This window comes from Vibrio aphrogenes (assembly GCF_002157735.2).
Taxonomy (GTDB): Bacteria; Pseudomonadota; Gammaproteobacteria; order Enterobacterales; family Vibrionaceae; genus Vibrio; species Vibrio aphrogenes.
Genome location: NZ_AP018689.1, coordinates 1,358,068 through 1,371,802, shown reverse-complemented (window position 1 = coordinate 1,371,802; position 13,735 = coordinate 1,358,068). Strand labels below are relative to the sequence as shown.

The window sequence follows — 13,735 nt, the reverse complement described above, 5'->3', positions numbered from 1 at the left end:
TCTTTAAGTTTCATTGGGTTGTTTGTCTTCTTAATGGTTTTTAGCCCATTGTAGAGAGCAAATGGTGTACGCCATTGCTCTTTTGATCGTGTTCACCCTTCATCTCTTTAAAAATGGAAATTTTATGCCTTTGTCGATTACTCGAAAATTACGGACATCATATTCATCTCGAAATATAGCAATGTTGATTGTGGCGGTGATGCTGCTGGCGGCCAATTTAAGAGCGCCGGTGACTGGGGTCGCACCTATGATCGAGATGATTTCTCAGGCTTTTCATTTATCGGCGACTCAAGCCGGTTTACTCACCACGCTTCCTTTAATTTGTTTTGCTATTTTTGCGCCACCTGCGGCATTTTTAACCAAGCGATTAGGCGTCGAACTCACGATTATTGTGGCGCTGCTATTGATCACTTTTGGCATTGTGATTCGCTCACTCGGTACGGTTGAATGGTTATTTATAGGGACGGCTTCGATCGGGGTTGGCGTGAGTATTGGTAATGTGTTGTTGCCGATTATTGTTAAACGTGATTTCCCCATGAAAGTGGCGCTTCTAACTTCAAGTTATGTATTAGCGATGGGGATTGCTTCCGCCTCGGCCTCGGCATTTTCAATACCATTGGCGCAATTTCAAGGCCTAGGTTGGCAAGGCTCGTTAGCCGCATTAAGTGTGATAGGAGTGGTTGCGATAATCGTTTGGTTACCACAACTAAAATACAATCAAAAACCCAGTAGCATGAACACTTCGGATTCACCGGTAACAAATTTATGGCGACATCGTTTAGCTTGGCAAGTGGCTTTTTATTTAGGTTGTGGTTCGTTTTTCACTTATACCATTATCGCTTGGCTACCCAGTATTTTAGTGGGGCATGGCTATAGCGCATCGGAAGCAGGAGTTGTGCATGGGGTCTTTCAAATTGGTACCGCATTACCGGGGTTATTTGTTATCCCGTTAGTGGCACGTCTATCCAATCAATGTTTACCGGCGGTGTCTATTTGTTTAATCGCTGCTTGTTCTACGGTTGGGTTAATATTTCTGCCACAGTTCGCTTATGTGTGGTCAATGGTGTTGGGGTTAGCCTCCGGGGCTTGGTTTATACTGGGTTTATCATTCATCAGCTTCCGTACACAAAATACTTTGCAGGCGACTGCGTTATCTGGGATCGCGCAATTTATCGGTTATTCCTTAGCGTCGATTGGACCATTATTGGCTGGATTTTTGTATGGGTTGCATCATCGCTGGATGGAAGTGTTGCTGATGATCCTATCTATTTGTGTTATATCCGCGTGTTTAGGTTGGTTTGCGGGTAAAGAGAGAGTCATCGAGTAGGCTATCTCAATGCCACAACATTGAGATAGCGCAAATCACACAGATAAGGTTAAGAAGTTTGCTCAACTGGCTTCGTTAGCTGTATTTTTTTAATTCGAATATGACACAATTCTAATAAAATACCGAAGCACATCGCAAAGTAGACGTAGCCTTTATTGACATGAATATCAAAGCCTTCAGCCATTAATAAGCCGCCCAATAGTACCAAGAACAATAACGCAAGCGTTTTAAAGCCGGGATATTGCATGACCACATTGTTGATTCTTTCAGCAACCATGACCATCACACAAGCTGAGCTGACAATCGCGGCAATCATGATAGGGATGTCATTGGTCAATCCAATTGCGGTGATCACTGAGTCCATTGAAAAGACAGCATCAACAGCCACAATCTGTAATAACACTACCGCTAAGCCCGTGCGTAAACACGTTGAATGTGTTTCTTTTGTTGGGTTTAACCATCCCCATAATTCTTTCAAGCTTTTCAGCATTAAGAAAAGCCCGCCTAAGATCATGATGATATCGCGGCCAGTAAAGATAACGCTTCCAAATTGCAAGATCGGTTGAGATAACGACATTATCCATGCAATTGAGAAAACGAGAAGAATACGAGCCATAACGGCCAACATTATCCCCATGTTGCGTGCAAACTTACGTTGATGTTGCGGTAAGCGTTCACATAACACCGAAATAAAAATAATGTTGTCGATACCTAAAATAATTTCTAGGGAGAAGAGGGTAAGGAAAATTAACCAAACTTCAGGTTGTGATAAAAGTTCTAACATACGAATCCTCCAAGAGCGGAAGATAGGAAAAGTGTCTGTCGACTAAAGGGGTCGTCCATTAATTGTAATAACCTCATATAACTTAGGGATCTAGAGTTGACCATAAGTTCAAAAGGTTGGCAATATTCTGAATTGTAACGATTTGTATGATTTTAAAAAAACAAAAACGCCTGCGTATTTTGCAGGCGTTTTATTCACAATTTATCTAATTATTTTAGAAGTTTGCGCTACGTGGAGTACGTGGGAATGGGATCACATCACGTACGTTACCCATGCCAGTCACATAAGATACAAGACGCTCAAAACCAAGACCAAAACCTGCGTGTGGAACGGTACCGTAACGGCGTAGATCGCGATACCAAGACATGTGCTCAGGGTCGATACCCATTGCCACCATACGTGCATCTAATACGTCTAAACGCTCTTCACGTTGAGAGCCACCAATGATCTCACCAATGCCAGGTGCTAAAACGTCCATAGCGGCAACGGTTTTACCGTCATCGTTCATACGCATGTAGAAAGCTTTGATATCTTTCGGGTAGTTCTTCACGATAACTGGAGCTTTAAAGTGCTCTTCTGCTAGGTAACGCTCATGTTCAGACGACATGTCGATACCCCATTCAACATCAAACTCAAACTTGCGGCCAGAGTCTTTCAGAATTTGGATAGCATCGGTGTAGTCCACTTGTGCGAAATCTGATTCAACAAATTGCTCTAGGCGAGTAATGGCTTCTTTATCAATGCGAGAAGCAAAGAATTCAAGATCATCACGACGCTCAGCCAAGACCGCTTTGAATACGTATTTCAACATATCTTCAGCCAGTTTTGCGACATCGTTAAGATCAGCAAACGCCACTTCAGGTTCCACCATCCAAAACTCAGCTAAGTGACGGCTTGTATTTGAATTTTCAGCACGGAACGTCGGGCCGAAAGTGTACACTTTGCTTAATGCGCAAGCGTAGGTTTCTGCGTTTAACTGACCTGAAACGGTTAAGAAGGTTTCTTTACCAAAGAAGTCTTGGTCGTAATCAACATCACCTTTATCAGTAAGCGGTAGGTTAGCATGATCAAGAGTAGACACACGGAACATCTCACCCGCACCTTCTGCATCAGAAGCGGTGATCAATGGCGCAGACATCCAGAAATAACCATTTTCATGGTAGAAACGGTGAATGGCTTGAGACAAACAGTTACGAACACGTGCTACCGCACCAATCACGTTGGTACGAGGACGAAGGTGAGCTACTTCACGTAAGTATTCGATAGAGTGACGAGTTTTTGCCATTGGGTAGGTTTCAGCATCTTCAACCCAACCAACCACTTTAACGGCGGTTGCAGCTAGTTCGAAGTCTTGACCTTTTGCCGGAGACTCAACGATTTTACCAGTCACTTCAACAGAACAACCTGTTGTTAGTTTTAAGACTTCGTCGTTGTAATTATTTAACTCATTAGGGACCACGGCCTGAATCGGGTCGAAACAAGAGCCGTCATAAATGGCAAGGAAAGAGATTCCAGCTTTGGAATCACGACGTGTACGGATCCAGCCGCGAACAGTAATTTCACTGTCGACGGCTAATTTACCGCTTAGTACGTCGGTTACAGGCGCGTAAGTCATGTTGTTCTCCATAAACACACCGCTCGAAAGGCGATGTAAACGATCAAAATAGAATGCGACATCAAATTATCACAAGTATTCGACATATTACCCATCACAGGACTGGCTTCAACCTTTTATTGCAGATTAATTTGTATTTTTAATGCTTTGAATCGTAAATGAAGTGATAACAACCAAAATATAAATAAAAAAACAAGCAATCCGTCTTTTAGTCAGTCTACAATGAGCACATCAATGGATTAACTCATAGTTTGGATAAACAGGGGGAAAGGTGAGCTTTCGATTACTTTCTACGAGCGTAATATGTGTCGCTTTCTTGGCGGGATGTTCGACGATTGGTGGTGATCAAGTGTCGGTTAAGTCGGCGCAAGACGTCAACGATAATATGACGCTGCAACGTGACCCGATTACCCGTAGTTTAGATTTACAAACCGATTCTTATTGGGCCAAATGTGACGAACAATGGGATGGTTTAGGCTATCGTTATCGTAGCTCGGTGTATCCTAGTGGCAATCAACAAACGCAATTGTACATTCGTTTGAAATCGTCTCAAGGTCATTATGGCATCAACAAAGCATTTAATGATCATGGTGAGCATTATCCACTGCACACTTATCAGCCCGAAAATAAATCGGATTCTGTGGTTTATGAAAACTTGGCGTTAACTCTGTCTGAGGCGCAATTGAAGAGTGCCAGTGAAGGGCCGTTGGTCATTTATTTAAAAGGTGAGCAACACAATTGTACTTTTACCGTTGAGCAACCTGTGAGTTATGCCTTTTCATTGAATTTGGATGAATTAATGAAACAAGTTCATCGCAACCTTACTCTTCAATCAGGAGTTGAGCAGAAATAGCGAGTAGTTAACCTTAGCTTGCAGATAACTAGATACCACTCAATACCCACTTTGGGCGTTTAACTTCGCTTAAATCAATGCAATAGGCCAAGTTAATTAAAAAGAGGCCAATTTAGTTAAAGAAGCCAGATTAGCTAGAAAAGGCTGGTTAGTTAAATAAAAGGGCATCGAGACCGTTCAAGGGCTCACTAAGATAATGGTATGAGGAGCAGTTTGTTAGGCTGCCAGAGATTTTAGAAACATAATGAGAGAAAACATGACAATTAAACGTATTAATCCTTGTGCTCGTTGGTCGGATGTCACTGTTTATAATGGAATTGCCCATTTTGTAGAAGTACCTGAAAGTGATCTCAGTGCGGACATTCGAGGCCAAGCACAGCAGGTATTTGCACAGGCAGAAGAGATGTTGGCAAGCGTGAACAGTGATAAAAGCCAAATTTTATCGTGCACGATTTATCTGACGGATTTCGCCAATATAGAAGCTTTCAATCAAGAATGGGAAACGTGGCTACCCACAGGATGTGCGCCAAGTCGTGCTTGTGTAAAGGTGGAATTGGCTAAGCCGGAGTACCTTGTTGAAATTGCTTTTGTGGCAGTCGCGCCATAACATGAAGTATCTATTATGTTTTGGGTTTATTGCCAGATAAAGTTAAAGCCCGTTGTGTTGGATGAACGCAACGGGCTTTGTGAGTTTATCTGATTAAAATTGTCATTGTAAGAGCACTACTTATCGACATTTGAGCCTTATTCTCAAGTCTTTTTTCTACGCAATTTCTGACCATCTAATTCGTGTGATTGGTATAACACGAGAATTAGTGCATTGGCTTATCAAGCTTCGATGACTTCATTGCCAGAGCGCTGGTGGTTTAAGAAGGCGTGGATGTTATTTAATGTTGTTTCAGCAATATTTTGTAAGGCTTCAGTGGTTAAAAATGCTTGATGGCCAGTAAACAGCACATTGTGGCAAGCAGATAAACGGCGGAAGACATCGTCGGTGATAATATCATTTGATTTATCTTGGAAGAATAATGCTTTTTCGTTGTCGTAAACATCTAAACCTAACGAGCCAATTTTCCCGGCTTTTAATGCTTGAATCGCATCTTGTGAATCGAGTAATCCGCCACGACTGGTGTTAATGATCATCACATTATCTTTCATTTTATTAAATGATTCGGCATTTAATAAACGTCGATTTTCTGGAGTTAAAGGGCAGTGCAGTGTGATCACATCCGCTTGTTGGTAAATCTCATCTAAAGAGGCGTAGGTGGCACCGATTTCTATTGCAGTGTCATTTGGGTAAGGGTCATAACATAAAATGTTCATGCCAAAGCCTTTGAGGATTCGCATGGTGGCTAAGCCAATCTTGCCAGTTCCAATAACCCCAACTGTTTTGCCATGGAAATTAAAACCAGTTAACCCCTCTAAAGAAAAGTTAGCATCACGTGTTCGTTGATAGGCTTTATGATAACGACGGTTTAAACACATCATTAATCCTACGGCATGCTCAGCGATAGCTTCAGGTGAATAAGCAGGGACTCTGACGACTTGTAACCCAAGTTCTTTGGCGGCAGCTAAGTCGATACGGTCAAACCCAGCACAACGCATTGCAATTAACTCAGTACCTTGTCTCGCGAGCTTTTCAAGCACAGGACGGTTTAGTTCATCATTAACAAAAGCACAGACAATGGTCGAGCCTTCTGCCAGTGACGCTGTTTTTTCATCGAGTTGGAAATTAAAAAAATGACATTCATATTGAAATTTTTCATTGGCTTTAGTGAAAGATATTTCGTCATAAGATTTGGTGCTAAAAAATGAAATTTTCATCTCGATACCTTGTAAATTGATGTGTCTTAAAGGTTACACCTAATGCATCCCAATTAACAATACTTCTCATTTATTCATTTTATTTAAGATCTTTTAAAGCGGACCTAATGGACGAAAGAAAATCAATAGGCTAAATAAAGTCGATGGGCTAAAGATAAAAAAAGGTGCGCAGAAGATTTCTGTGCACCTTTTTATTTGAAAGGGTAAATCGGGAAATGAAGCGATTAAGTGTAGATTAACAAATCACTTTTACAGCTAACCCACCTTGTGAGGTTTCACGGTATTTCGCGTTCATATCTTTACCAGTTTCCAGCATCGTTTCGATCACTTTATCTAATGACACACGTGGCTCTGATGAACGACGTAACGCCATACGGCTAGAGTTAATCGCTTTAACTGCAGCAATACCATTTCGCTCAATACATGGTACTTGAACTTGTCCTGCGACAGGGTCACAAGTGAGACCTAAGTTGTGCTCCATGCCGATTTCTGCAGCCATACAAACTTGTTCAGGGCTACCACCTAATAGTTCAGCTAAACCTGCTGCAGCCATAGAACAAGCTACGCCCACTTCACCTTGGCAACCCACTTCTGCCCCTGAAATAGAAGCATTTTGTTTGTATAAACCACCAATAGCACCTGAAGCTGCAAAGTAGCGGATATAGTCTTTTTCCGTTACTGGCTGAATGAATTTATCGTAGTAGGCCAGTACCGCAGGAATAATGCCACATGCACCATTAGTTGGCGCGGTGACAACACGACCGCCAGCCGCATTCTCTTCGTTGACAGCAAACGCAAACATGTTAACCCAATCGATCACCGCCATTGGGTCGGTTGAAGTATTGGAAGAAGTTAACAATTGTTGACGCAGAGCCGCAGCACGACGAGGTACGCGCAATGGACCGGGAAGAATGCCTTCTGTATTCATTCCTTTTTCCATGCAATCGCTCATGGTTTTCCAAATGTTGGCAAAGTATTCACAAACTTGTTCTTGTGAATAATGTGCGCTTTCATTTTTCATCACTAAGGTACTGATAGAAAGACCGTGCTCTTTACATAATGCGACAAGTTCTGTTGCCGTATTAAACTCATAAGGAACGTGCACAGTAGATTCTACTTTCTTACCAAAATTTTCTTCATCAACGATAAAGCCACCGCCGATCGAATAGTAAGTTTTAGAATAGGCCACAGTTTCGTTTACCCACGCATGAATGGTCATGCCATTTTCATGTAAGGATAAATTGGTTCTATGGAAATTCATGCCACCGTCTTTAGGAAAGTCGACAATATGGCTATTCATATTTACTGGCAAGCGTTCAGTATTTTCAACTTGCGCAATAAAGCCCGGAATAGCGTCAATATCTACGTGTTCTGGCGTGTTGCCTGCCAGACCCATAATAATAGCGATATCAGTATGGTGACCTTTCCCTGTCAATGATAATGAACCGTAAACATCGACCGTAATTTTTGTAATATCTGCTAATTTGCCTTGTTCAGTAAGGTCATCAATAAATTGCTTACCTGCTTTCATCGGGCCTACAGTGTGTGAGCTCGACGGTCCAACACCAATTTTATAGATATCAAAAACACTGATCATGTTATTACCTCTAAATAAGCCCCGAAAATCGAGGCTTTATTGTTATCTGTACTGCTTAAACAGCTTGTTGTTATTTTGTAAATACTTTGTACCGATACGTTGAATTATAGTCTATTTTCCATCATTCAACGTCAAGGCTTAAAAGGAGCCGTAGAGTACAGAAGTAATCGCTGCAACACCACAGATTGCTGTAAAGATTTGTGCAATCGTTGAGGTTTTTAGTTTGGCCATCGCTGGTACTTTGCGCATCGCATAAATCGGCATTAGGAACAAGATCGCAGCAATCATTGGTGCTCCCATGGATTCAATCATACCTAAGATGCTTGGGTTGATGATTGAAATGACCCAGGTAGTCAATACAATAAATAGCAGTGAAATTTTGTTAACTTTTGTTTCAGACATTGAAGTACGTACTTTTACTAAGCCAACTAAACCTTCATGAGCACCTAGGAAGTGACCAAAGTAACTTGAAACGATAGCTGAAAATGCGACCACAGGCCCAAGATACGAAATAAAAGGCGATGCGTGGATATTCGCTAAGTAAGACAATACGCTGATGTTTTGTACTTTTGCTTCAGTCAGTTGCTCTGGAGTTAGAGACAATACTACTGAGAACACGAAGAACATAACGAATGCCATTAACATGGTGGCAGCACCACCAGTGATCATGTCAGTTTTTTTCCAAGCAGTGTCACCATGAACGCGACGTTGTTCTTTAGAGAACTGGCTGATGATCGGGCTGTGGTTGAATGAAAATACGATTAATGGAATCGCTAACCAAACTGTTTTAGGCAGTTCAGATAAGTCAGGTGTGATTTCCATCATCGAGGTATTCCACTCAGGAATTAAAAACACAGAGAGTGCAAGTAAGATAAAGACTAATGGGTATACCATTAATGATGTAGCTTTTAACATCAAATCTTTACCAAAGATCACACCACAAGTCATCGCGCCAATAAGGGCACCAGACAGTAACCAACGAGGAATTGATTCGAAACCAAGTTGATTAACAAGGAAAGAGTCAACGGTATTGGTAATACCAACGCCGTAAATTAATACGATAGGGTAAATTGCGAAGAAATACGCAAATTTAATAATAGTGGCACCTTTACTACCGAAGTGTTCAGCAACGGTATCGGTAATATCTGCATCTGGATTTTTTGCAGAAAGAACAAAGCGAGCTAGTCCTTTATGCGCTAACCAAATCATTGGCATTGCAATAATAGCTAAAACCACTAAAGGCCAAAAACCACCCGCACCTGCTTTAATCGGAAGGAAGAGAACTCCTGCGCCGACTGCGGTACCGAATAATGACAAAACCCAAGAAAAATCTTGATAGGTCCATTTGCTTGCTACCGCAATGTCAGTTTTAGTAGCATTCATGCTTTTTGTTTGCATAGTTGTATTCTCTAATATTATTGGAACAGGAATAATAGGCGGCGATTATCCCTATTTTTTTCAATAAAAATACGATCAATATCAAGTTATTTACGGAAGAGCCTTCTCGTGTTTCATAACTTGCTACGCGTCACGAAAAATGGCTAGTTTGAATTAAAAACATTTATGATGATTAAGAAGAGATTTGATTTAAGAGGCTAAAAAATACTATTTCATATCAATCATTTATAAAAAATCACAATAAATAGAGGATTAAGGGACAATATTTAATTGACATTGGAGTGATTGAATTATTTGTGCGGTGACGCCCCAAATAAAATGTTTCTGATAGTTAATGGCAAATATTTGATGGGTCGTACCTTTTAGATGAATACGCTTCATGAGGAGATTTTGTGGGTTAAATAAATAATTAGCGGGGACTTCAAAAATAGATTCCACTTCATTAGCATCGATTTTGCTGCGGTAATTGGCGTCAACAATAGACATAAAAGGGGTGATACTAAAGCGGCTGATAGTGGTTAATGGTGGAAGTTGCCCAACCAAGCGGACTTGGCTTGGCTTTAAACCAATCTCTTCTTGGGCTTCACGTAAAGCGGTATTAGACAGACAACGATCTTCGGGTTCAAATTTCCCGCCAGGAAAGCTGATTTGTCCGGGATGATGTTTAAGGTGAGCCGCTCGCTTAGTTAAAATCACCGACAATCCATTTGCGCGCTCCACACACGGAATTAAAACCGCTGCTTTTCGTAGTGAATCTGGGCTGAGGTGTGCGACACGCTGTAGGCTTTCCGCGTGATAGCCTTGAGGAACGTGTAATGAAAATTGGCGTAATAAATCTTGTGTATTCATCGTATTCCTCAGCTTTCACCTTTTTATTAGTAACTAACCCTTAATATTGCCAGTCAAGTTTTGATTACCTTCCAAGCTATTATTTTTCAAGCTATTATCTTCCAAGCGATTACTTTCCAAGCAAGAACATAACTGAAAGTATTAGGGGGTCGAGTGGCTATTACTCGAGAGCGTTGGCAGAATTCGACTGAGTTTATCGAGCGTTTCTTGGTATTCAGATTCAGCTTGACTGTCTGCCACAATGCCGCCGCCTGCCCAAGCGTATAAATGTTGTTGATAAGCCACCAAAGTGCGAATGGTGATGTTAGTATCCATGCGGCCACAACGACTTATATAACCAATACTGCCACAATAGGCGTTGCGGCGGTGGGGCTCTAATTCTTCAATAATTTCCATAGCGCGAACTTTAGGGGCTCCGGTAATGGAACCTCCAGGGAAACAAGCTCGTAATAGATCGCTGGCGGATTGACCGTTATCGAGTATAGCACGAATCGTACTCACTAAATGATGCACCGCTGGAAAGCTTTCTATTGTAAAAAGTTCTGGAACCGTCACCGAGCCAGGTTTGGCGACCCGGCCAATATCATTACGCAGAAGATCGACGATCATCAGGTTTTCGGCTTGATCTTTTTCGGCATGTTTCAGCTCATTAGCAAGTTGTGCATCCTGCTGTGGCTGAGGCGAACGAGGGCGAGTCCCTTTAATAGGCTTGGTTTCGATAATTCCGTCTTTTAATTCAATAAAGCGTTCCGGTGAAATGCTTAATAACGTTAATTCATCGGTACGAATAAACGCTGAAAAGGGAGCATGGTTGCTACTCTCTAGCTGTTGGTAAGCTTGCCATTCAGAACCTTGATATTGGGCTTTAAAACGTTGTGCAAGATTAATCTGATAACAATCTCCAGAGCGTAAATAAGCTTGAATGGCGTGAAACTTCTCGTGGTAATCACGTTTAGTCATATTTGATTGCCAATCGGAGGCTAAAGAGAAGGCCGCTTGGAGAGGTGGCTGCTGAGATAAAAGCCAAGCTTGGTGTTGCTGAATATTTTCTCCCACGAAATAAGCTTGCTTTAACTGATGATCGACAATGAATGCCCACTCATAAAGACCAATGGCCATATCTGCGGTGTGAATATCTTGCTCGGCGAGTGAGGGAATTTTTTCCACACGACGGCCTAGATCGTAGCTGAAATACCCAAGTGCACCGCCGCAAAAAGGCACGTCTTCTATTGAGCTGGCGTTAGGTAACAATTCTTGAGGCAGCAAAGCTTGTTGATATTGATTCAATAAGGTAAATGGATCGAGCTCTGAGGTTTCTTGAGTTGATTTTCCAGCATCGTCTTGAGTCGATATTGTGGTTTTTTCACCATGAGTCACCAAAGTCGCTTTAGGGTTTGCGACTAAAATATCGTAGCGATTGTTGGGATGACCATCAGCGGCGGAGCGCAATAACATTGCCCAAGCAAGGTGTTCGATCCGTGCAAAATAATGGGTTGTGATTTCTTTGTGGTAGGGGATCTGAACAATATTTATGCGTTGAGATTGAGAGTATTGGCTATTTGATGTCATATCCGGATTATTTTGCTTATTCATTCTATAAAGTGTGACAAAGATTCAGTCGTTGCGTGGAATCCAATGAGGAGCGAGAGTATCATATTTCAAGATTTAAAATAGAAGCAATGAGCCGGTAATGGATTGGTTTCGCTAAATTCTTCTCATACAAGGATTTACTGGTTTTGAGTGACAGTGTCACATATTTAATGAACCATGACCCCAGTCTTGACCTGACCCAATTATAATAATGTAGAGGCAAGTATGACCGTCATTCGTAAGCAAGATGTGATCAGCAGTGTTGCTGATGCCCTTCAATATATCTCTTATTATCACCCAATGGATTTTATCCAAGCGCTTGAAAAGGCTTACCATAAAGAAGAAAGCCAAGCTGCTAAAGATGCGATTGCACAAATCTTAATTAACTCTCGTATGGCAGCAGAAGGTCATCGTCCTATTTGTCAAGATACCGGGATTGTGACCTGCTTTGTCAATATTGGTATGGACGTTCGCTGGGACGAAACCGATATGACGGTTCAGCAAATGGTGGATGAAGGGGTGCGTCAAGCGTACACCAACCCAGATAATCCATTGCGTGCTTCCGTATTATCTGACCCAGCAGGCAAACGTATTAATACTAAAGACAATACGCCAGCAGTGGTGCACATCAATATGGTGCCTGGCAATAAAGTTGAGATTCAAATTGCGGCGAAAGGCGGCGGCTCTGAAAACAAAACCAAAATGGTGATGCTCAACCCATCGGATGATATTGCCGAGTGGGTAGAAAAAACACTTCCAGCTATGGGGGCAGGCTGGTGTCCACCGGGCATGCTTGGTATTGGTATTGGCGGTACGGCTGAAAAAGCGGCCGTACTAGCGAAAGAATCCTTAATGGAACACATTGATATTCATGAATTGATCGAACGTGGTCCACAAAACGCAGAAGAAGAATTACGTTTAGATATCTTCAATCGTGTCAATAAACTGGGTATTGGCGCACAAGGTTTAGGTGGCTTAACTACGGTCGTGGATGTGAAAATCAAAACTGCACCTACACACGCCGCCTCTAAACCAGTGTGTTTAATTCCAAACTGTGCGGCGACGCGTCATGTTCATTTCACATTAGACGGTTCAGGCCCTGCACAATTAACGCCACCGAAATTAGAAGATTGGCCACAAATTACTTGGGAAGCGGGTGCCAATACCCGTCGTGTGAACCTAGATACCGTAACGAAAGAAGATGTTCAACAATGGCGCACTGGTGAAACGGTTCTGCTTTCTGGCAAAATCTTAACGGGTCGTGATGCAGCGCATAAACGTATTCAAGGCATGTTACAAAGTGGCGAAGGTTTGCCAGAAGGTGTCGATCTGAACGGTAAATTTATTTACTACGTAGGTCCGGTAGATGCAGTACGTGATGAAGTGGTTGGTCCTGCTGGCCCAACAACCTCGACTCGTATGGATAAATTTACTGACATGATGTTAGAAGAAACCGGCATTATGGGCATGATTGGTAAAGCAGAACGTGGTGCGGCAACGGTCGAGTCGATTAAAAAGAACAAATCGGTTTATTTGATGGCCGTAGGCGGCGCAGCTTACTTAGTGGCAAAAGCGATTAAGAAAGCGCGTGTGGTGGCATTTGAAGATCTTGGTATGGAAGCGATTTACGAATTTGAAGTTGAAGATATGCCTGTCACCGTGGCAGTGGATTCAACAGGTGCAAATGCCCACCAAATCGGCCCCGACACTTGGAAAGTGAAAATCGCTGAAATGGAAAAGTAAATTTAACAATAAAGAGCCTGTATGTTGCTAGAAATTCTGCATGTTACTGGAGATTTTCTAGCTTCTTTGCTCTGGTGCATGCACGGAATAACGGCTTGTTTAATGTTATTACTACCTTCAAGCAAAATTTTCCTGACTAATCGTGTTAAATTGAT

At 42.0% G+C, this 13,735-nt stretch carries 11 protein-coding genes; 4 read left to right on the top strand and 7 right to left on the bottom strand.

All coding sequences use genetic code 11. The annotated features are described in order from the left end of the window. Positions 1–124 precede the first annotated feature (124 nt). The gene (locus VCA1004_RS06235) at positions 125–1,327 is read left to right on the top strand and encodes an MFS transporter (protein WP_086984188.1); all 1,203 of its coding nucleotides are present in this window, start codon (positions 125–127) and stop codon (positions 1,325–1,327) included. Positions 1,328–1,376: 49 nt separating this feature from the next. Here VCA1004_RS06235 and VCA1004_RS06230 read toward each other — a convergent pair whose 3' ends face one another. Beyond that, positions 1,377–2,111 (bottom strand): TerC family protein, encoded by a 735-nt coding sequence (locus tag VCA1004_RS06230; protein ID WP_086984191.1) that lies wholly within the window; start codon positions 2,109–2,111, stop codon positions 1,377–1,379. Between the two features lie 214 nt (positions 2,112–2,325). Next, positions 2,326–3,726, bottom strand: coding sequence for an asparagine--tRNA ligase (asnS, locus tag VCA1004_RS06225; RefSeq protein ID WP_086984194.1), 1,401 nt, complete (start codon positions 3,724–3,726; stop codon positions 2,326–2,328). A 271-nt stretch (positions 3,727–3,997) separates the two neighbouring features. Here asnS and VCA1004_RS06220 point away from each other — a divergent pair, with 271 nt between their 5' ends. Beyond that, positions 3,998–4,579 carry a hypothetical protein gene (locus VCA1004_RS06220; protein WP_126000522.1) on the top strand — a complete coding sequence of 194 codons (582 nt, stop codon included), beginning with the start codon at positions 3,998–4,000 and terminating at the stop codon, positions 4,577–4,579. A gap of 256 nt (positions 4,580–4,835) precedes the next feature. Further along, entirely contained in the window at positions 4,836–5,186 is a 351-nt protein-coding gene (locus VCA1004_RS06215; RefSeq protein ID WP_086984199.1) for a RidA family protein, read from the top strand. Between the two features lie 221 nt (positions 5,187–5,407). On the opposite strand, the gene VCA1004_RS06210 is transcribed toward VCA1004_RS06215, so the two are convergent. The 5 genes from VCA1004_RS06210 to pabB form a co-directional block, all read right to left on the bottom strand. Beyond that, on the bottom strand, positions 5,408–6,403 hold the full coding sequence (locus VCA1004_RS06210) for a 2-hydroxyacid dehydrogenase (protein WP_086984202.1): 996 nt from the start codon (positions 6,401–6,403) through the stop codon (positions 5,408–5,410). A gap of 235 nt (positions 6,404–6,638) precedes the next feature. Further along, a complete protein-coding gene (locus VCA1004_RS06205; protein ID WP_086984205.1) occupies positions 6,639–8,000 on the bottom strand; it encodes an L-serine ammonia-lyase in 1,362 nt (453 codons plus the stop codon). A gap of 138 nt (positions 8,001–8,138) precedes the next feature. Continuing rightward, on the bottom strand, positions 8,139–9,383 hold the full coding sequence (locus VCA1004_RS06200) for an aromatic amino acid transport family protein (protein WP_086984660.1): 1,245 nt from the start codon (positions 9,381–9,383) through the stop codon (positions 8,139–8,141). Positions 9,384–9,650: 267 nt separating this feature from the next. Continuing rightward, positions 9,651–10,247, bottom strand: coding sequence for a CoA pyrophosphatase (locus VCA1004_RS06195; RefSeq protein ID WP_086984209.1), 597 nt, complete (start codon positions 10,245–10,247; stop codon positions 9,651–9,653). Between the two features lie 141 nt (positions 10,248–10,388). Then, positions 10,389–11,840, bottom strand: coding sequence for an aminodeoxychorismate synthase component 1 (gene pabB / locus VCA1004_RS06190; RefSeq protein WP_086984212.1), 1,452 nt, complete (start codon positions 11,838–11,840; stop codon positions 10,389–10,391). A 222-nt stretch (positions 11,841–12,062) separates the two neighbouring features. On the opposite strand from pabB, the gene VCA1004_RS06185 reads away from it, so the two are divergent. After that, a complete protein-coding gene (locus tag VCA1004_RS06185) occupies positions 12,063–13,580 on the top strand; it encodes a fumarate hydratase (RefSeq protein ID WP_086984215.1) in 1,518 nt (505 codons plus the stop codon). The last annotated feature ends 155 nt before the right edge of the window (positions 13,581–13,735 follow it).

Coding starts and splice junctions, on each gene's coding strand:
- asnS (WP_086984194.1), bottom strand. CDS start 3,726: ATGACTTACGCGCCTGTAACCGACGTACTAAGCGGTAAATTAGCCGTC.
- VCA1004_RS06215 (WP_086984199.1), top strand. CDS start 4,836: ATGACAATTAAACGTATTAATCCTTGTGCTCGTTGGTCGGATGTCACT.
- VCA1004_RS06205 (WP_086984205.1), bottom strand. CDS start 8,000: ATGATCAGTGTTTTTGATATCTATAAAATTGGTGTTGGACCGTCGAGC.
- VCA1004_RS06200 (WP_086984660.1), bottom strand. CDS start 9,383: ATGAATGCTACTAAAACTGACATTGCGGTAGCAAGCAAATGGACCTAT.
- VCA1004_RS06210 (WP_086984202.1), bottom strand. CDS start 6,403: ATGAAAATTTCATTTTTTAGCACCAAATCTTATGACGAAATATCTTTC.
- VCA1004_RS06185 (WP_086984215.1), top strand. CDS start 12,063: ATGACCGTCATTCGTAAGCAAGATGTGATCAGCAGTGTTGCTGATGCC.
- VCA1004_RS06230 (WP_086984191.1), bottom strand. CDS start 2,111: ATGTTAGAACTTTTATCACAACCTGAAGTTTGGTTAATTTTCCTTACC.
- pabB (WP_086984212.1), bottom strand. CDS start 11,840: ATGAATAAGCAAAATAATCCGGATATGACATCAAATAGCCAATACTCT.
- VCA1004_RS06235 (WP_086984188.1), top strand. CDS start 125: ATGCCTTTGTCGATTACTCGAAAATTACGGACATCATATTCATCTCGA.
- VCA1004_RS06195 (WP_086984209.1), bottom strand. CDS start 10,247: ATGAATACACAAGATTTATTACGCCAATTTTCATTACACGTTCCTCAA.